17 protein-coding genes and 1 pseudogene are annotated in these 17,593 nt (G+C 41.6%); 8 read left to right on the top strand and 10 right to left on the bottom strand.

Going from position 1 to position 17,593, the window contains the following annotated elements:
* Positions 1–131: 131 nt before the first annotated feature.
* From F6K46_RS31620 to F6K46_RS31595, 6 genes and pseudogenes are all read right to left on the bottom strand, one after another.
* Positions 132–941 (bottom strand): annotated as a pseudogene (locus F6K46_RS31620) (zinc-binding dehydrogenase); the annotation flags it as partial.
* A gap of 55 nt (positions 942–996) precedes the next feature.
* Positions 997–1,668 (bottom strand): hexitol phosphatase HxpB, encoded by a 672-nt coding sequence (gene hxpB, locus F6K46_RS31615; protein WP_293054958.1) that lies wholly within the window; start codon positions 1,666–1,668, stop codon positions 997–999.
* A gap of 1,076 nt (positions 1,669–2,744) precedes the next feature.
* Positions 2,745–2,951 carry a hypothetical protein gene (locus F6K46_RS31610; protein WP_293054960.1) on the bottom strand — a complete coding sequence of 69 codons (207 nt, stop codon included), beginning with the start codon at positions 2,949–2,951 and terminating at the stop codon, positions 2,745–2,747.
* A gap of 192 nt (positions 2,952–3,143) precedes the next feature.
* A complete protein-coding gene (locus tag F6K46_RS31605) occupies positions 3,144–3,446 on the bottom strand; it encodes a hypothetical protein (RefSeq protein ID WP_075895997.1) in 303 nt (100 codons plus the stop codon).
* Between the two features lie 921 nt (positions 3,447–4,367).
* Positions 4,368–6,143 carry an AarF/UbiB family protein gene (locus tag F6K46_RS31600; RefSeq protein ID WP_293117710.1) on the bottom strand — a complete coding sequence of 592 codons (1,776 nt, stop codon included), beginning with the start codon at positions 6,141–6,143 and terminating at the stop codon, positions 4,368–4,370.
* A gap of 482 nt (positions 6,144–6,625) precedes the next feature.
* A complete protein-coding gene (locus F6K46_RS31595; RefSeq protein WP_293117707.1) occupies positions 6,626–6,991 on the bottom strand; it encodes a hypothetical protein in 366 nt (121 codons plus the stop codon).
* Positions 6,992–7,446: 455 nt separating this feature from the next.
* Here F6K46_RS31595 and F6K46_RS31590 point away from each other — a divergent pair, with 455 nt between their 5' ends.
* Both F6K46_RS31590 and F6K46_RS31585 read left to right on the top strand, forming a co-directional pair.
* Complete coding sequence (locus tag F6K46_RS31590) at positions 7,447–7,578, top strand: transposase family protein (protein WP_143727421.1); 132 nt, start codon at positions 7,447–7,449, stop codon at positions 7,576–7,578.
* A gap of 1 nt (position 7,579) precedes the next feature.
* Positions 7,580–7,741, top strand: a complete 162-nt coding sequence (locus F6K46_RS31585; RefSeq protein ID WP_081431028.1) for a transposase family protein — start codon at positions 7,580–7,582, stop codon at positions 7,739–7,741.
* 373 nt (positions 7,742–8,114) lie between these two features.
* On the opposite strand, the gene F6K46_RS31580 is transcribed toward F6K46_RS31585, so the two are convergent.
* Positions 8,115–9,263 (bottom strand): glycosyltransferase family 4 protein, encoded by a 1,149-nt coding sequence (locus F6K46_RS31580; RefSeq protein WP_293054970.1) that lies wholly within the window; start codon positions 9,261–9,263, stop codon positions 8,115–8,117.
* A 436-nt stretch (positions 9,264–9,699) separates the two neighbouring features.
* On the opposite strand from F6K46_RS31580, the gene F6K46_RS31575 reads away from it, so the two are divergent.
* Both F6K46_RS31575 and F6K46_RS31570 read left to right on the top strand, forming a co-directional pair.
* Complete coding sequence (locus F6K46_RS31575) at positions 9,700–9,855, top strand: hypothetical protein (protein WP_158069351.1); 156 nt, start codon at positions 9,700–9,702, stop codon at positions 9,853–9,855.
* 542 nt (positions 9,856–10,397) lie between these two features.
* Entirely contained in the window at positions 10,398–10,601 is a 204-nt protein-coding gene (locus F6K46_RS31570; RefSeq protein WP_293117705.1) for a hypothetical protein, read from the top strand.
* Between the two features lie 238 nt (positions 10,602–10,839).
* On the opposite strand, the gene F6K46_RS31565 is transcribed toward F6K46_RS31570, so the two are convergent.
* From F6K46_RS31565 to F6K46_RS31555, 3 genes are all read right to left on the bottom strand, one after another.
* Positions 10,840–12,258 carry a cytochrome c biogenesis protein gene (locus F6K46_RS31565; protein WP_293054974.1) on the bottom strand — a complete coding sequence of 473 codons (1,419 nt, stop codon included), beginning with the start codon at positions 12,256–12,258 and terminating at the stop codon, positions 10,840–10,842.
* A 179-nt stretch (positions 12,259–12,437) separates the two neighbouring features.
* Complete coding sequence (locus F6K46_RS31560) at positions 12,438–12,659, bottom strand: hypothetical protein (protein WP_293054976.1); 222 nt, start codon at positions 12,657–12,659, stop codon at positions 12,438–12,440.
* Positions 12,660–12,677: 18 nt separating this feature from the next.
* Positions 12,678–13,418: a cytochrome c biogenesis protein CcdA gene (locus F6K46_RS31555; RefSeq protein WP_293054978.1), complete on the bottom strand. Its 741-nt coding sequence runs from the start codon at positions 13,416–13,418 to the stop codon at positions 12,678–12,680.
* Between the two features lie 262 nt (positions 13,419–13,680).
* Here F6K46_RS31555 and F6K46_RS31550 point away from each other — a divergent pair, with 262 nt between their 5' ends.
* The 4 genes from F6K46_RS31550 to devC all read left to right on the top strand — a co-directional run bounded on the left by F6K46_RS31550 (position 13,681) and on the right by devC (position 17,209).
* On the top strand, positions 13,681–13,845 hold the full coding sequence (locus tag F6K46_RS31550) for a hypothetical protein (RefSeq protein ID WP_293054980.1): 165 nt from the start codon (positions 13,681–13,683) through the stop codon (positions 13,843–13,845).
* A 60-nt stretch (positions 13,846–13,905) separates the two neighbouring features.
* Positions 13,906–14,433, top strand: a complete 528-nt coding sequence (locus F6K46_RS31545; protein WP_293054982.1) for a MarR family transcriptional regulator — start codon at positions 13,906–13,908, stop codon at positions 14,431–14,433.
* Between the two features lie 147 nt (positions 14,434–14,580).
* The gene (locus F6K46_RS31540) at positions 14,581–15,900 is read left to right on the top strand and encodes an ABC exporter membrane fusion protein (RefSeq protein WP_293054984.1); all 1,320 of its coding nucleotides are present in this window, start codon (positions 14,581–14,583) and stop codon (positions 15,898–15,900) included.
* Positions 15,901–16,060: 160 nt separating this feature from the next.
* The gene (devC, locus tag F6K46_RS31535; protein ID WP_293054986.1) at positions 16,061–17,209 is read left to right on the top strand and encodes an ABC transporter permease DevC; all 1,149 of its coding nucleotides are present in this window, start codon (positions 16,061–16,063) and stop codon (positions 17,207–17,209) included.
* Positions 17,210–17,593 lie beyond the last annotated feature (384 nt).

The following is a 17,593-nucleotide window of genomic DNA, read 5'->3' as shown; positions in this document are numbered from 1 at the left end:
AATAGGAATGCGAGTTAAAATATCAGGCTCACAATGGAATATTGAAAATGTTCCTAAAATTCTTTCTTTACGCTGTGCTTACCTAAATGGGATGCTTTATTAATGATGTTTTTACAAAAATGAGATGCACCCAACTGAGTTCCCGGGGGTGTTCCACCAAACCCAACTGCGGTACCGCCACACCTGAGCAGGGTTAATGCCTGTTCATAGGTTTCCCCAGAGCCAACGGCTTCAATAACGACATCAGCACCATAACTGTCGGTTTGGGCCATCACTATGTCTTTGAGAGACTCTCGGGTAACATTAACGGTACGATCAGCACCCAAGGCTGATGCCTGTTCCAGAGAATCATCATGTTTGCCAGCTAGAATTATTTTGGTAGCACCTCTCAAGCGGGCTAGCTGAAGGAAGGTCAGTCCCACACCGCCATCACCAATAATTACCACGCAATCGGACAAACCAATATTAGATAAGTCAATACCCTGAAGGATACAGGCTAGTGTTTCTGTATAGGCAGCAAATTCATAGGGAATCGATGAAGGCAGTTCAACGATTCCGCTAGCCAGGGAAGCCGGAACGCATACAAACTCAGCCATGCCACCGGGTTGTAACTTAGTTGGGTTGAGGCAATGGCCTAATGCTCCTCGCTGACAGTAAAAACACTCTCCACAGGGTTTTTCTGGGTTGACGGTAACGCGCATCCCTGGTTTGACTTTGGTAACACCCTCCCCTACAGCAACAACATCTCCCGCCAGCATCCTACCAAAAATGACTGGAGGATTATGTTTGGCGTGTCCCACTAATACCGCCCGTGCGTGCATCGCACAAAAGAAACACTTCTGAACCTGTATCAATACTTCCCCTGCACTAGGTAATGGTCGGTCTATTTTTTGTAAGCGAAAGTTCTCACGTCCTGGACCATACCAGACCGCAGCCTGCATGGTTGTCATACTATCGTGCTGCTCCGTATACATACATGTTTAGGTGAGGTTTAGCCTAGCTATATTCAGCTAAAAACTTTTTCAGCCAAGGCTCAGTGATCTGTTCTAGTGAATTAACGGTGACATCTGCGATCGCAAACCGTTCATCCTCTAGATTTTCTGGTGCTGGAACTGCAATACATGCCATGCTGGCAGCTTTGGCACTAATCACGCCACGAACCGAATCCTCTAGGGCAACACACTTTGTTGGTTCTATACCCAGACGACGGCTAGCGGTGAGATATACTGCTGGATGGGGTTTACCAAATTCCTCCGCTTCTGCTGATGTAATCACATCAAAGGCATCCTTTAAATCGAGCCGTTTGAGTACTGTATCAATTAGACCCATGGGAGATGACGTGGCTAGGGCTAAGGGTAAGTTTAATTCCCGACACAAGTTTACCGCTTCAATTGCACCTGGCATCGGTTGTCCCATGGTCATCAATAGGTCACTCATCCGAGCGATCATTGTTCGACATACCTCAGCTTGGCTCATACCAGTCCAAGGAAATCGAGCATACCAATACTTGACCACCTCATCGTTTCGCAAACCCGTTGTTTGAGAAGTCATACTCTCGTTCATGGGAATGCCAAGGTCATTGAATATTTCTATTTCTACTTGAGACCAAAACGGTTCGCTATCAATTAGTAAACCATCCATATCAAAGATGACAGCTACATCCTGCATCAGAATCTTCCTCAAGCGTCGAGATCTACAACAGTTCGGGTTCCAGGCTGTGGACTCCAATTAGTCAATTCTATAGGAAGCTTCTCGAGAGGGATACAGGGTAAGCTCATCTAATTTGCTATAAAACGTACTTGACAAAAATTATCGAATATTATCCTAGCAATAAAACTCAATTCACACTATAATCAAGTTTTAATCTGAGTTTAAAAACGGATAAATAACAAATGCTAAAGGGTTTTGGTTATCAATTAAAAACACAATTAAAAGTTGACTGTAAAAAAGTAAACAAACAACAGTTAATCTCCATCAATGCTATCCTAGCTAACTTATTAAGTTATTTCGATTATAATTGGCTAGAGTTTCTTTGATTTATTAAGGGGTTATGGCAACCGGATTTGGTATAAGTTTAGGTGCGCTTGACCCGTAATTAAATTACGGGTCAAGCGCACCTTCGGCATTCTTCCGTGTTCCCGTAGCGTGGCCTACGGCCACGCTAGAAACCCCAACTTAAACGAATTAAGTTGGGGGAGTTCACGAGTCTACTTGAACATTACCAGTACAAGAAGTAGAGGTTCCTATATATCTTCAAGGAATCTGCATCGGGGGCATAAAGCCCCCGATGCAGATTCCTTGAAGTAGCCAATAACAATAGCTTTGCCAAAGGCGGACTCAATCTTGGGTGAAAGTCAAGCGGACTTGAGTTAGCAACTCAGTGTAACCGATACTTTTTAGCTACCAAAGTCTACCAATATAGACCAAGGCCCGCCAATGCAAGATGCTTTCACATCCAGGGGGTATCTCCCAAAGCTCTCAGGAATATCCCGCGAGCGCCATAAAAATGTCAAAAAAGTTGGTTCCACCGGGATAGAGAGCGCAACTATTAAACCCTTGGTTGTCGGCTTTAATTTAAGTTACATAATAATCCCTGTCGGTGTTACCCTAATTTAAGTCTAACAAATAATAAGAGTTTTTGGTAGACTCTGCGACATTTTCTTGTGCTGTTTACTAACCCTGAAACACAAATCTACGAAGCCAATGACGGAAATTCGTATTACTCCTCAAGATCGATTAAAAACTTACCAATCTTTCTCGTTTTTCTTCTTCACCACAACAATTACTGGTTGAGCATTTTCTGCAACTTCACCACTCTGCTTCAATTCTTCAATGGCCCTAGCAATCCTCTTAAAAAGCCTACCCTCACCATATTGCAAATCTTTAATATCATCCTTCTTTGCCGATCCCATGTCTAGGATAATGGTGTTTTCTTTCTGAAGTGTAGTCATGAACGTTCTCCTAACTAAATTTTAGCAAGCTTTGTCAAAAGTTGTATCATGCCCAGCTCTGCCCTTATAAAAAACTTCAAACTGATGTAATGAACATTCCAAAAACTTTTGAAGAACTCAAACCTTTTTTGCCTTCAACATAGCCATTAACTGACCCATTACATCGAAGTTAAGGGTAGAGCAGAAACCAAACTAAAATTTCATTAACTTAGACATACTCTTGGTATAGTTCTTTCCAAAATCCTTGATCCAACCATTTTTCTTCTTACGATTGGACTTCTCATGGCGATCCTTATAGATCTTACTTGCCTCATCGAGACGCTTTGCTTGTTTAAACACAGCCTTCTCAAGAGGCTTTAAACCTGCTGCCTGCTTCTTCTTCTTCTTTTTCTTGCTCCTCTTACTTGAAGACCCAGACAAGAAATCAGGTGTGCCTCCAAAATCCTCTTCACTGCGTAGAATGACAGCGCTCTTAACTCCCTCACTATCAGCCATAACGTTTAGGTTCCTAGATTGATTTAACTACTACAGTTGATTCTATCGCATAAAACATCACTGATCAACAATTAAAGCTGATTTGTAAACAAAACCTCAACAAGCCAGTCGGCGAGTCATTAAATTGGCGATGCGGGCAAAGACCGACGCTACGCGAGCGCCACACTGGAGTCTTCTTCACCTCCCATTTGTTATCGGAGTGGATGACGCAATTGGCCATGGATTCTCAGCCCATACCCAAAGCGGTTGCCATTTACGGAAATAACCATAGACCCTTGGGTGAGCTGGAAAGTCATGGTGCAGCATGTTCAACTGGGATGCACTACGCTGCACATAGCAGATCCCGTTGATGATAGGAGCGCAAGTTTACCCTCCTCAGATGCCCAAATCCCAACGGCAACGGTATAAGCGGTCGCAACACTCCCCATTCTACATCACTCATATCACTTGGATAGGGTTGGCGGTGATGATTGGAGATTTGAGGCAAACGACTCATGGATATAGGGTTCAACTCGTCTTCTGTTTCAGATTACAAGTCACTCAGCCAGGCTTCGAGTTAGCTTTAGATTTTCTTTACAAATCAGCTCTTCAACTGACGTGAGTAGTGAAAGTGCATCATTTCTTCATAGTAAGACTTCAGGTCAACGGTTTTCACCTCTCCCACTGTTCAAAACTTCACGTCCCCTCGATTCATCTAATGCACCCATTGATCACAGTACTTTTAGGATATAACGAGTTTGAAAACACCCCCTAGGGGGGCGAAACCATACCCAGAATCAGCAACGCCTTTCTCCTTCACATTCGACGGAAGCAGTACCCATCATGCCAACAATAGGAAAAACGACTGTATAGGCTGGAATTTCAGATCCACACTTATGAGTATTCGGTTACATAAGTTTTGTCAGTCAACCAGCCGCTTACCTATTGAGGAAAGTCTTTACGCTCCAGAACTTTTGCCCCCGCAAGCAGTATTCTAGCACTGATGCCAATCAGTATAAAAATAATAATCCATTCCAGATATGGAAGATGGGGAATTTGTTTAACAAACTCTTCAGCCACTTGAGTATGAATAGGTTCAATCGCTTTAAAATAATATTGATAAACGAAAATATAAACTGCAATTGGTTCAGTTATTAGGAGTAAATAGGCGACAGATTGAAAACCTATTACCAGTAACAGTGCAAAAATATTACTGGTTAACTCAAATGCGATGGTTCGTTGTCGCAACTCAGGTAAAATCAGGTTATTGTACTCGTTAACAGTATCAAAGAACTGGTTAATCGAATTTCTAATACTTTTTGGCTCTAAACTTTGTTTGAGAGCACGTTTATCTGACTGGCGATTATATTTTTTAGATGTCTTGAAAAAATCAAATTCAGGTAATAGGTACTGCATTGTACCATCTAGAGTTAAAAAAGATCGACTCATTTTGAGAAAAGTCCAATTATTTGGGATACGATATTTGGTCAGCACTTTAGATAAGTCAGCCGTTGCCGCACCAAAAGACTTTTCTTTAAACTCTACCCCTTTAAGTTGCGCTTTGGAGGACCAACTCTCTATAGCACGCGACATCTCTGCCCTGACTGTAGGTACATTAACTCTGGGAATATCAACAGCCAACCGCATGATGTAATTAGACGCTTTGCTAAAATCTCCATATGTCAATGCATTCGTATACTCATTATAAGTCACCCTCAAATCCCTATCCAGGGATCCCACGCTACCCATGTCAATGAATACGACTTTGCTCCGACGCAAGAAAATAATATTGCCTGGATGTAGATCTCCATGGTACAAGTTATCTTCAAATACTTGTCGAAGTAATGAAAGAAATATCTTTTCACCTACTTTTTCACTATCAAAGTCATTTTCATCCTCCCATTGAGAGGCTCTGACGGGATCCCTATTCGATACTTTAATATAATCAGAGGCAAGAACCCCATCGATATATTCCATAACTAAAACTCGACGTTTACAATATTTATCATAAATCTTGGGAACATATATTTTATGCTGTTTTAGTGTTTTTCTCATATTACGAGTATTAGATGCTTCATAGCGATAATCTAATTCCTCATTAAATATTTTATCTAACTGCGATACTGCTTCATCTAAACGTAGGTAACTCATAAAATTCAAAGAAATTAACAGGTTGACAACGACTTTAATTAAATCCAAATCTCGCTTGAATGCTTCTGCTAAATTTGGACGTTGAATTTTAACGATTACCGGTTTTCTTTTACTGCGCAACGTTGCTCTATGAACCTGACCAATTGATGCAGCTGCCAAAGGAGTCTCATCAAAATCTTGAAATATTTTTTCCATGGGTGCTCCTAGCTCTGACTCAATTGTTGATCTAACTATAGCCATAGGGAATCCAATCGCTTCATACTGAAGACGTATTAACTGCTCACAAATCTCATCTGGTAAAAGATCGTTTCGCAATGCTAACAACTGACCAGTTTTTACCCAGAAGCCTCCCAAATCTTCAAATATCTGACGTAGCTCGTTCGCATTCTTTTGTATATCTGGCTTATTTGTAATTCTGCGAAGTTGTATACCTAAAAAGTAAATAATAAATCGTCGGATAATGTAGAGAGTAGAAAAACTACGATCTTCCAAATTTTCAGCTATTTTAACTTTCTTTCGTTGTTTGTTATCAATAATAGGAGTAGGGATATCTTCTTTCTTGATCATATTATAAGCAGCCAAAAATAAATTTCAATAATAATCATTGATATCTCGTAGTTATCCTATCATGAAATCCTGAATGTAGTCTTATCAAAAACTAGCTAGTTTTAGGCAGTCCACGATAGTTTCGCTACTGAAACTGTTACTCTTTAAAAAGTACTGCAGTCCATGTTGGATGAGTTTGCGGTATTAGCAGACATAAGTAGAGAAACAGATCAACATCAAAATCAGAAATGTTGAATCGCGAAACAAAAATTTACATATTTTTATAAATTAACCCTATAAAGTCGTATTTTACTTTCACCAAATTAGTTTTGTAAACCAATGTACATAGGTAATTTATTGAGACATATATGATTGAAACGAATTTTATCTAATGCTGTTTTTCCAAAATCTTTCAGCGCTCGCGTAGGGTGGCCTACGGCCAAGCCGACGCTGCGCGAAGAGCTATTTTTATTAGCTGTAATCTTAAATAAGTGATTAAATAGCTATAAATCTGAATAATGAATAACTATTCCCCCTACGTCTGAACGGCAAATGTCCAAGCCACAAAATAATTTAACTTGATGATATCCTTGGCTCCATGATAGTTTATTTTTTAAAGTAAAAATAGTTGAACTATCGGCTGTAGGCCACGCTTCGCTAACGGTAATAAATAAATTTCGGTTTTTAACTTGATTTTTTTTTGAATTGAGTTGCCTTTTAAATTGATGAGTTATTTTTTGAATAAAAAAAGTTTTTATCTTATTAACCGCTTTATAAAAATTAGATCTCGTTAAGTCTATTTCTTGAAGATTTAACCGTTTCAATAAATCTCGCATACTGATCACACTCTTATCCATTACATACTCCAACTAACAAGATCCAAATGATAAGGTACTGAGAGATAGATAATCTTTTTTTGGTAACGGTTCCAAAATATCTTTTATGATTTTTGGAAAACTTATTTAAATCATACTTAACGAGTATGAATTTTATAGCTTTGATGATTTTATCATATTGAACAACTTTTTTGACACTTTTTTTTGACATTCAACACTTCTGCATCAAAATAATTACCAAGAACATGATAGTATCCTGAGGGGGTGACGTGCAAGCTAAAATTCCAGGGTAATCCCAGCTATTTTGTATAAATTGTACTTGACAAAACACACGTTGGCGCAAAAGTTGGCTTTGGTTCAATTCAGACTAGACAATCTCTCCAGAATCCAGGAAATTGGATAGAGATTAAATTAGTCTGTTCACATGCTCTCAGCCCTGATGTCCCTTGGCTTTGGTGCTCCCACCCCATCGCCCCTTTCAGCAAAGGATGAAACAGCTCATTCATAGCGTGATTTATCAGTTTGAGGCATTGGATGACCCGAGAGTCAAACCGGAACCCAAGCATAAACTTGTAGATATTGTGACCATAACCATCTTGGCTTCTGTCTGGGGCAGATAATATGGTAGCCATTGAAACCTATGGCAAAGCGAAACAGCAATGGTTAGAGACGTTTTTGAAATTGCCCCATAGTATTCCATATCACGATACCTTTTCGGGAGTCTTGGTATTGATTGACCCAACTCAGTTGGATGAATGCTTCAATAGTTGGGTCGAGCAGTAACCGACCCAGCTAGAGATTAAGCTGATCAATATTGATGGGTTTAACTGCTCGGGGTTCCTACGATCGCGAAAAGCAATCTCATTGGCTTACACACGGTGAGTGCCTGGGCGAGTGAACATCATCTGGTGTTAGCTCAACAACGGGTCCTTGAGCAAGTCCAATGAGATCACAGCCATTCCCGTGCTATGGAAGGGCAACACCCGTGTCGTGATGGTGATACGAAGTTCTCCCTTACCCTGCCAATAATAATACCTAATGTGCCAACTCTTCATGACGCTTTCATGAGCCGAAGAAGGGATGAAGGTATGATTGAAAACTGTCCTAGGTTTTTGATACCCAGTTGACAAATTTAAATGGGATTACCCTGCTATCCTTAGGGTAGGCAGCAGTCTGAAATAATCCGGGAAATGTCTGAAGCAACCCGCTCCCAACCATAATACTTGTCACCCAGATGGCGTCCGTATCGACCCATTTTTTCAGCTAACTCTTTATTGGACAATAAAGAGTTAATTGCTTCTGCAAAGGCATCGGGATTCTCATAGTCACTGATCAAGAGACCGTTCATATCTGGGATGACTACTTCTGCGTTTCCTCCTCGCATTGTGGTAACCATAGGAAGACCTGTTGCCATTGCTTCATAATGAACTCGTGCTAAAGGTTCTTGCCATTGAGATGCACAAACAAAGATATCACCCATGAGGAAGTACTTCTGGACATTTGCCGGTGGAATAAAGCCAGTCAAATAAATTGAGTCTTCATAGGTTTTTGCTTGTTCTTTCAGTTGACGAACATATTTATTTTCCTCGTTATGGCCGTACCATTTGCTGCCCACTATAAAAAGAAATGTTGATGGATGTTGTTCTAGAATTTGGGGTAAGGCAGAAATTAGGATATGGGGTCCTTTCTTAATACTTAATCGACCTACATAAACAACGATTTTGCGATCGGTCAATCCGTGAGAACTTAGCAATTCTTGGCGACGTCTAGATCCTTCCGGTGACCATCGGGACTGAAACTGTTCTAAATCAACTCCTGCATATACGGGGTTAAGTTTATGTCGGTAGTCAGGGAAGAGATCGGCAATTCCATCAGCAATAAATTTGCTGACTGTTATGACTCCTCTGACCTTCTCTAGACAAGTCTCAGCAACCTCAGGTTTAATCTTCTCCTCATGAAACATTTCATTGTGCATGCTCAGGAGAAACTGACTACTAGGGCTAGCAGCAGCAATAGAGGGTAAGTATTTAGGGCGATTGTAAAGAATGACTAAATCGAATTTTTCCTCAGCTACAAATTTAGCAGCTGCTTGGTAGTAAGCATCACTATCACCTGTGGGGAAGCGCTGGTAGCTGACTCCATTCAGGACATGTTGATTGGGCAAATCTGAATCAGTGACAGAAAAAACACTAACGTCATGAAACTTGCTTAGATAAGGTAGTATTCCGTCAATATAAGTCTGGATTGCACCTCCTCGAATACATGGAACAGGAAGCTTCTCAGTGCAGATTAAGAGGATCCTCACTACTTTGACCTCATAACTTCTTAAATTTGATTACTTTTCTCTGACGACATGATTACTCAGCTCTTTGCTGTCCTTAATTTAGGGGCGTTGCAAACCTGGTTTTCAGTTCGCTGAGAGTGGTAGCTTGGTTAGACCTTGGACACAACGAGTTATTCACCAAACTTAGTGGTGACTGCTGATAGCAGGACGCAATCTGCAACCTGATTTTGGGTTTTGTCGAACACCCAAACCTTGAGATCAACCCATGCTTATTAATCCATATAAAGTGTGTTTAATTTTTTTGACACACTTTATATGGATTTTATTGCCAAGATTGCTCAATGTTATTGTGCCTTCAATGATTTTATAGTTATTGTGCCCCCAACGATTTTATATGAAATGTAAGAATTCAGGTGAGGGTGGTTGACAAAATATTGAAATCCGGTGTGGTAGCGGCATGAGCGAACAACCGAAACCCGAAAAACTAGCTCCCCCCCAACTCAAGCCACTGACAACAGAGCAGTTGGTGGTCGTGATACTGCAGCAAAAGCTGATCGACCAACTGTTGAAGGAATTAGCCGAACTCAAGCTCACACTTAAACCCAACACCTAAATTACCTCAGAATCGTCATAGCGCGGACTTAATAGACCTCTCCAAAAACTTGAAACTATCTCAGTAACTGCTTTTCAGCGCTCAAATTGACCAAGTAAATTTCACCTGAGGGGGTGACATTTGCCCTGAAAAGCTTACTATATAAGGCTTTGATGCCAATTATCTTAGCAAAGATAAACTGGCAAATTCACCCTACGAATGATTTTCTAGAAGCTCAAACCCTTATAACTACCTCCAAGCTCAGGCCAAAACAGTATGTATATTCTAGGTGCGCACCTGTAGCGAATTTAATTCGCCTAGGTCAGGCGCACCGATTAAGTAACATATCGGCTTAAAGTACTCCCAGTAAGGATTTTAGCTGGCATTTTACCCCCTCAGGTCTCCTCTAGAAGGAGAAAGAACATTTGCTATCGTAGGAGATGCAAGTTCAATTGAAGAGGCGACAGACATTGATTATTTTATCACTAACGCCTAATGTGAATTAGACACAAGAGAAAGGAGGCTCGAAGATGGAAATGTCACTGACCACCCGGAAACCTCCTATGAACAGTATAGACTTTCCAACGCTGATAACCACCATTTTTGTTCTGGTGGATTACTGGTATCAACAAAAAATTCAACCCCTCTTACTGCTGAAAGCAGGAGCAAAAGCGCGTTTGAGCGATTCAGATTCAGAGGTGGAAATCCATACCGTTCCTGGTAGTCATACATCAATGATGAGAGCTAATTTGTCAAGTAAATATTAATAAGCTTGAAAGCCTTACTATGATTGTCTTTTGGGTATTAAATAGTTCAATTGTTCTAGTTGAGCGCAAGCCTTATCCTACAAGGTTTAGTGCGAGTTTACAAATCAGCTCTTAGGCTCCAGCATCACCAACTTTGCCCTTGATGTTTGGGTTGATCACCATAGTGGTTCGGTTACTCAGTTATCCTTTCTGATTCTGTTTAGTACCCTCCCCTGTTCCGTTGCTGCATCGCTATATACTAAGCAGATTTAGCCAGTAAAGGTTCTACGGTCTGGGAGGATTCACCGACCTGCTCTAAAATCTCAATCAATTCCCGTTCAAAGGTGACCAAAGCACGATTGGTTTTCCCACCAATATAAAAGCGATCGCCTTTTTGTAATGCCCAAATCTGAGAGTGGGAGACATAACTCATCAGTACCCCTAACATCAGTAAGCCAAAGCCAGTGTATACAAAGGGAATACCGGGGTCAGCTTTAATTTGTAAGCCAGTGCTGCCGATGACATCTTTAATTTTAAGTATCACCCCATTGACCTTAATCCCCATACCAGGACGAACGGTGGAAACGAGATTACCCGTTCCATCATAGACAAACAGGGTTCCCTGCAAATCCCTCGCTAAAAGGGATACCCCTTCACTTAAATCAGGTTTTGTGGGAACCCAAGTGCCCCAAATCCGTCCCTCACCATTAGTGGGAAGTTGTGCCATGGGAAGCTGGAAAATTGGACTATTATTCAACTGCACCTGAACCCCAGCAATCCCCCAATCGGTTTGGTAAAAGGTGACACCTCGATATCTTAGGGGCTTATTCACATAAATAGTCTCTTGGTCAACCTCCTCACCTTGACTATCCAAAACTGACAGATTGGAGTAAAATTGATCAATGTCCCCAGACGGAGTGTAATCAATCCAGAAGCGATTCACCCGTACTGACAAATCTTTGGGGATTTGGGGCCAAGCAAACGGACCGGCATCAATAATGTTTCTAACTTGGAATGTATTGCCACTGGTAACCATTTCCTGAGCCGTAAATCCTGTCATTGAGCCCCAAATTGACCCTCCCAGGATAATCAACATACTGGCATGAACTACAATGGGACCAATCCGTCCGATAATTCCTTTACGGGCGTAGATAGTATCCCCCTCTTGGAATACCTTGTAACGCCGCTTTTCTAACAACTCAGTCAGGGAAGTAAAAGACCCCTTGTCCAACTCTACACTCAAGGCAAGTTTCCCAAACTGGCGGGGTTGTTTGTAAAACTTCCAATTCCCGGCTGCTTTTAAAGCCGGAAATTGACGAGTGAAGGTACAGGCGGTCAGGCTACTACCGAATAAAACTAATAAGGACAAAAACCACCAAGTCCGGTAGACATGATCTAACCCTAGGAGCAACAACACCTTCCAGCTGAGGAAACCAAACAAGGCTGGGTCTTCAGGATAATTGGCTTGGTAAAACGCCAGAGATTCCCCCTGTTCGATAACTGTACCGCTGATGCTAAATAATGCGATCGCAAGCAGCAAGATAATCGCTAGGCGTAAGTTAGCCAGCACTGATACTAACCGACGCCATAACCGACTGCTACTAGTCAATGATGAGTTATCTGATGAGTTATCTGATGAATTTTCTGATGAGTTATCTGATGAGTTTTCTAAAGTCATATCCAGTCTAGTTAATTACTTGCTTTCTTAATAAGATGAGCAGATTTAGGAAAAGAATCTCAGTAGCATTCAGCGGTCAGCGGTCAGCTTAAAATAAACCCAGCGTAGCGTGCGCCGATTCGCAAACGATAGAATTTAATAGTTCGAGATTAATGATAATTGAAAGTCTTCAGAAAAGTCTATTGCGCATCAGGTGATAGCTGATAGCTTATAGCTGATAACTGATAGCTGATAGCTGATAGCTGATAGCTGATAGCTGATAGCTGATAGCTGATAGCTGATAGCTGATAGCTGATAGCTGATAACTGATAGCTGATAGCTGATAGCTGATAGCTGATAGCTGATAGCTGATAGCTGATAGCTGATAGCTGATAGCTGATAGCTGATAGCTTACGACGCACTCAGCACTAAGTACTCACTCAAAAAATTCCCACAGGAATCCGAGACAACAAAGAAAACACACCAAATGCCACCAATAGCGCACCACTTACTGGTGTAATCCAACTCGACCACTGTCGCAATTCTAATAATCGTTTAATTGAAGCAGTAAACGTACCTGCCAAGATCAAGGGTGCCACATAACCAGCTGTATAAGACAACAGCAAGGCACCACCTAACACTAAATCTTGAGTTGAGACAACCCAAGCCAGTAACGTTGCTAATACCGGTGTACTGCAAGGTGAAGCGACTAAACCGAAGGTCAAACCAATCAGATAAGAGCGTAACCCTTTCGGCCATTCCTGGGAAATCCAATCCATACCACCCCAAGATGGAAACTGTAGCGGTAGTGCTTCTAGTAAATTCAACCCCATAATAATGGCGATTAGGCTGACAATAATCGGTAAGCCAACACCGATTTGACCATAGACTCGCCCAATAGATGCTGCGATAATTCCTAATGCAGCTAAGGTTGTGGCTAAGCCTAAGGCAAACCATACCGATTGGGTAGCAGCTTGCAGCCGTCCTTGATTTTCATAACCACCGATGTAGCCAATCGTGATGGGTAGCATTGATAGCATACAGGGGGTTAGGCTAGTCAGCAACCCAGCAGCAAAGATGATGGCGATGCTGACTAGGCTCAGGTGAGTCAGTTGACTGTCAACCAGGTTATTAGCAAATTGTTGGAGTTGATAAAGTTGAGTCGAGAATGTGTCAAGCATAGGGAATCTGAACACCCAGTTTGGTTGAATTGTAGCGTATTGAACTCCTTACGTAGAGTGGCCAAAATGCCAGGTATATATACCAAAAAGGTTACTGCCCAGGTAGATGTAAAGGAGGAGTTGCAGTTTTCAGTTGGATGAGGTAGACACCAAATTTATTCCCCTTGAGATGTATCTCACTTCTGGAACTGCTAGATATTGTGCCTTTTACATCCATGATGTATAATATTCATTCTCATATTAATGAGGTAGACAAGATTTCTTGACTGTTCCCTATTCCCTATTCCCTATTCCCTATTCCCTATTCCCTATTCCCTATTCCCTATTCCCTATTCCCTATTCCCTATTCCCTATTCCCTATTCCCTATTCCCTATTCCCTGTTCCCTATTCCATAAAATCCACAACTTGTATACCTCACCTATTTGAGAAATACTATAGTAAGGCACGATAATAATAAGTCGGCAAACTTTTTTAAGGGGATAGACTATGTTCACTAAACGTGACCTTCCCTCAGAGCAGGAACTGCTAAATTTGGCGAGACAGTACCCTGAGCTAGATATAGCATCAGTGTTTACTTGTCTGTCGTTCCTGAAAACTACCACTGAAATCTACGAAGCGATTGACACTCATATGGGTCGCTACGAGTTATCAATCGGTAAGTTTACCGTACTCATGCTATTACACAAAGCTGGTGAGTTAGGGTTGACTCCTTCCGAATGTGCTCAACAGGCTGGTGTTACTCGTGGGACAATCACAGGTCTGCTCGATGGTCTCGAACGTCAAGGGTTAGTTAAACGCCAGCCCCACCCAGATGACCGACGGATGCTGATGGTTCAGCTGACTCCAAACGGTTGGCAGTTCTTGAAGCAAATGCTTCCCGACCACTTTAATCGGGTGACAGGTTTGATGGCTCACCTGACTGGCGCAGAAAAGAAAACCTTCGTTAAACTTTTAGCAAAGTTGCGAGCGGGAACCCCTGCTATGCACTCTGCTGAATTTAAGTTGAACCAGTAATGAGGGATTGCTCAAAAAATCTGTTACCGGTGCTCGTAATTCTATTTCCCTTATGATAACTTAAATAGTAAGGAGCCATATAATATGGCACACAAGAGATAGTTATGGCTCATATAACCGACAGAAGTTGATTTAACCGGAGGAGTCATGGAGCCAAAGATTGGGATAAAAGATCAGGGATTATCAAAGCCCCTAAGTCGTTGGGTGATTGTACTGGCTGGTGTTGGGATTCTGGCAACTGTGGTCGCTAGCCGATACAGTTTGGAAATGGTCCGTGAGCGCCCGCCAGAACCAGTGCCATCCCCCAGTACAAGCCCAGTTATCCGAGCTGTAACTGCTCTAGGACGTCTCGAACCTGAGGGCGAAGTTATTCAATTAGCTGCTCCAACAACTTTTCAAGCACCAAGGGTGGCTCAGTTACTGGTTAAGGAAGGGGATAAAGTAAGTGCCAATCAATTGATTGCCATCATGGAAAATCGCGATCGCTTACAAGCGGATTTAGAACGGGCGAAAGCGGAGGTTAAAGTAAGCCGTGCGAACTTAGCGAAAGTTAAAGCCGGTGCTAAAAGTGGAACCATTGCTGCTCAGGAGGCTAAGATTAAACGACTAGAGGCAGAGTATCGGGGGCAGAAGGAGGCGCTACAAACTCGCATTGATCGTTTACAGACTCAGCTGCAAGAAACACAACAAGAGAAAGATGCCACAGTCAGGCGATTAGAGGCTCAGTTAAGGAATGTGCAAGCAGATTTTCAGCGCTATGACCAGTTAGAACGAGACGGTGCGATCGCAATTTCCGAATTGGACAGCCGCCGCCTAAACGTAGAAACCGCCCAAGAGAGCGTCAGTGAAGCCATAGCCAACCGCACCCAAACTATAAGCACCCTCAGGGAACAACTCAAAGAAGCTATTGTCAACCGCAACCAGACCCTAGCTGTGGTAGAAGCACAGATTAACGAAGCTAAAGCTACCCTCGAAGAGATTAAAGAAGTACGTCTAGTAGATATTAAACAAGCTGAAGCGGAGCTAGAAATGGCTATGGCACAAGTCAAGCAAGCCGAAGCAGAATTAAAATTTGCTTACGTCCATTCTCCACTAGATAGTCAAATTTTGAAAATTAACACTTATCCAGGAGAAACCGTAGATCAAGAAAAGGGAATTGTGGAACTAGGGCAAACTGACCAAATGATGGTTGTTGCTGAAGTCTACGAAAGTGATATTGGTAAAGTCAAGCTAGGACAGAAAGTAACTATTATTAGTGAAAGCAAGGCATTTGAGGATAAACTCAATGGCAGTGTAGTTAGAATTGGGCAACAAATTGACAAACAGGATGTTCTTGACACTGATCCAGCCGCTGACGTAGATGCCAGAGTTGTTGAAGTAGATATTCGTCTCAATCCAGAAGACAGCAAAACAGTTGCTGATTTAACTAACTCCCAAGTCATCGTAAAAATAGTTATTAGTAATTAGTCAATCGCTTGGCTCCAATTAAAAATTATCAATTCAAAATTCAAAACTAACCTATAAATTAATTTGTGGGCTTGTATCCGGTGGAAACACTTACAAAGTATAAGGCTATTCATTTTTAATTTTGAATTCAAAAATGGTCATTAAACAGTAACTATGAATCATGAAAATACCTTTAGCATGGTTACAATTGAGCCATGAAAAAATGCGTCTGCTGGTGGCACTGGCAGGAATTGCTTTTGCCGATATTTTAATGTTTATGCAAATGGGTTTTCGGGATGCCCTGTTTGAAAGTAATGTGACACTACATAATAGCTTACAGGGTGACATTTTTTTGATTAGTCCCCAGTCCCAATCAATACTCGCTCTGAAAAGTTTTCCTAGTCGCAGGTTGTATCAAAGTCTTGCATTTGATGGGGTCAAATCAATTAGTGGGATATATATGGACTATGGCCTCTGGAAAAATCCTCAAACCCGTGAAACTCGTAATGTACTTGTGATTGGGTTTAATCCTACTGACAACGTCTTCAATTTATCTGGAGTAACCAGCAATCTGGATACAATTAAAATGCCAGATGTCGTTTTGTTCGATGACAGCTCCAGACCTGAATATGGACCTATTGCGGAAGAGTTTAATCAGGGCAAAGAGATAACGACTGAAGTGAAACAACGTCGCCTTCGAGTAGGGGGCTTATTTACCCTAGGGGCTTCTTTTGCAGCAGATGGAAATGTGATCACCAGTGATTTAAACTTTTTCCGCCTTTTCCCTGATCGCCATAGAGGACTGATTGATATCGGTTTGATTGAATTAGAACCAGGGTTAGATTTGGAGATAGTTGTCGAGAATATGAGACGCGAACTTTCCAAGGATGTTAGAGTTTTATCCAAGGAAGAGTTTGTTAATTGGGAGAAAGCTTACTGGCAAACCAGTACATCCATAGGCTTTATTTTTACCCTCGGTAGCGCTATGGGATTTATCGTGGGTACAGTAATTGTTTATCAAATTCTATATACTGATGTCGCGGATCATTTGCCTGAGTATGCTACCCTCAAAGCCATGGGTTATAAAACCAGCTACCTATTGATAGTTGTTTTTCAAGAAGCTATAATTCTGGCAATTTTAGGTTATTTTCCCGGATATGGACTAGCCTTAGGGTTGTATAGTTTAACGAAAAATGCTACCAGTTTACCCATAGCTATGAGTCTAGCTAGGGCAGTGACAGTGTTGATTCTGACGATTATCATGTGTTGTATTTCCGGTGCGATCGCAATCGGGAAACTCCAAGCAGCCGATCCCGCTGATATTTTTTAAACGTAAGCTATCAGCTATCAGCTATCAGCTATCAGCTATCAGCTATCAGCTATCAACTATCAGCTATCAACTTATGGGCGATGCGCACGCTTTGGGAACAGCTTTTGAATAAAAGAGGTAAGCATTCGTTTAATCTCTGTTACTGCTGCTGATGGGCTTTTCCCCAGAATTTCAATTCGATAAAATCTCGAACTATTAAATTCTCCCATTCGAGGTTTATTTTAAGCATTAGGCTGACAGCTGACAGCTGACGGCTGGTAAGCATTCAGGTGTAGAGATTGACAAAGTCACCCCACTCACTTCAAAAGCGGAATCAGAGACAATTCGTGAGAACGCTGCCTGACTGCTAAGGACACAGCCTGACTCAGGAACTTTATGGTATTA

Origin of the sequence: Moorena sp. SIO3E8 (assembly GCF_010692445.1) — a bacterium.
Taxonomy (GTDB): Bacteria; Cyanobacteriota; Cyanobacteriia; order Cyanobacteriales; family Coleofasciculaceae; genus Moorena; species Moorena bouillonii.
Note: the sequence above shows the minus strand (reverse complement) of the source record. Positions and strands in the feature narration are given on the sequence as shown.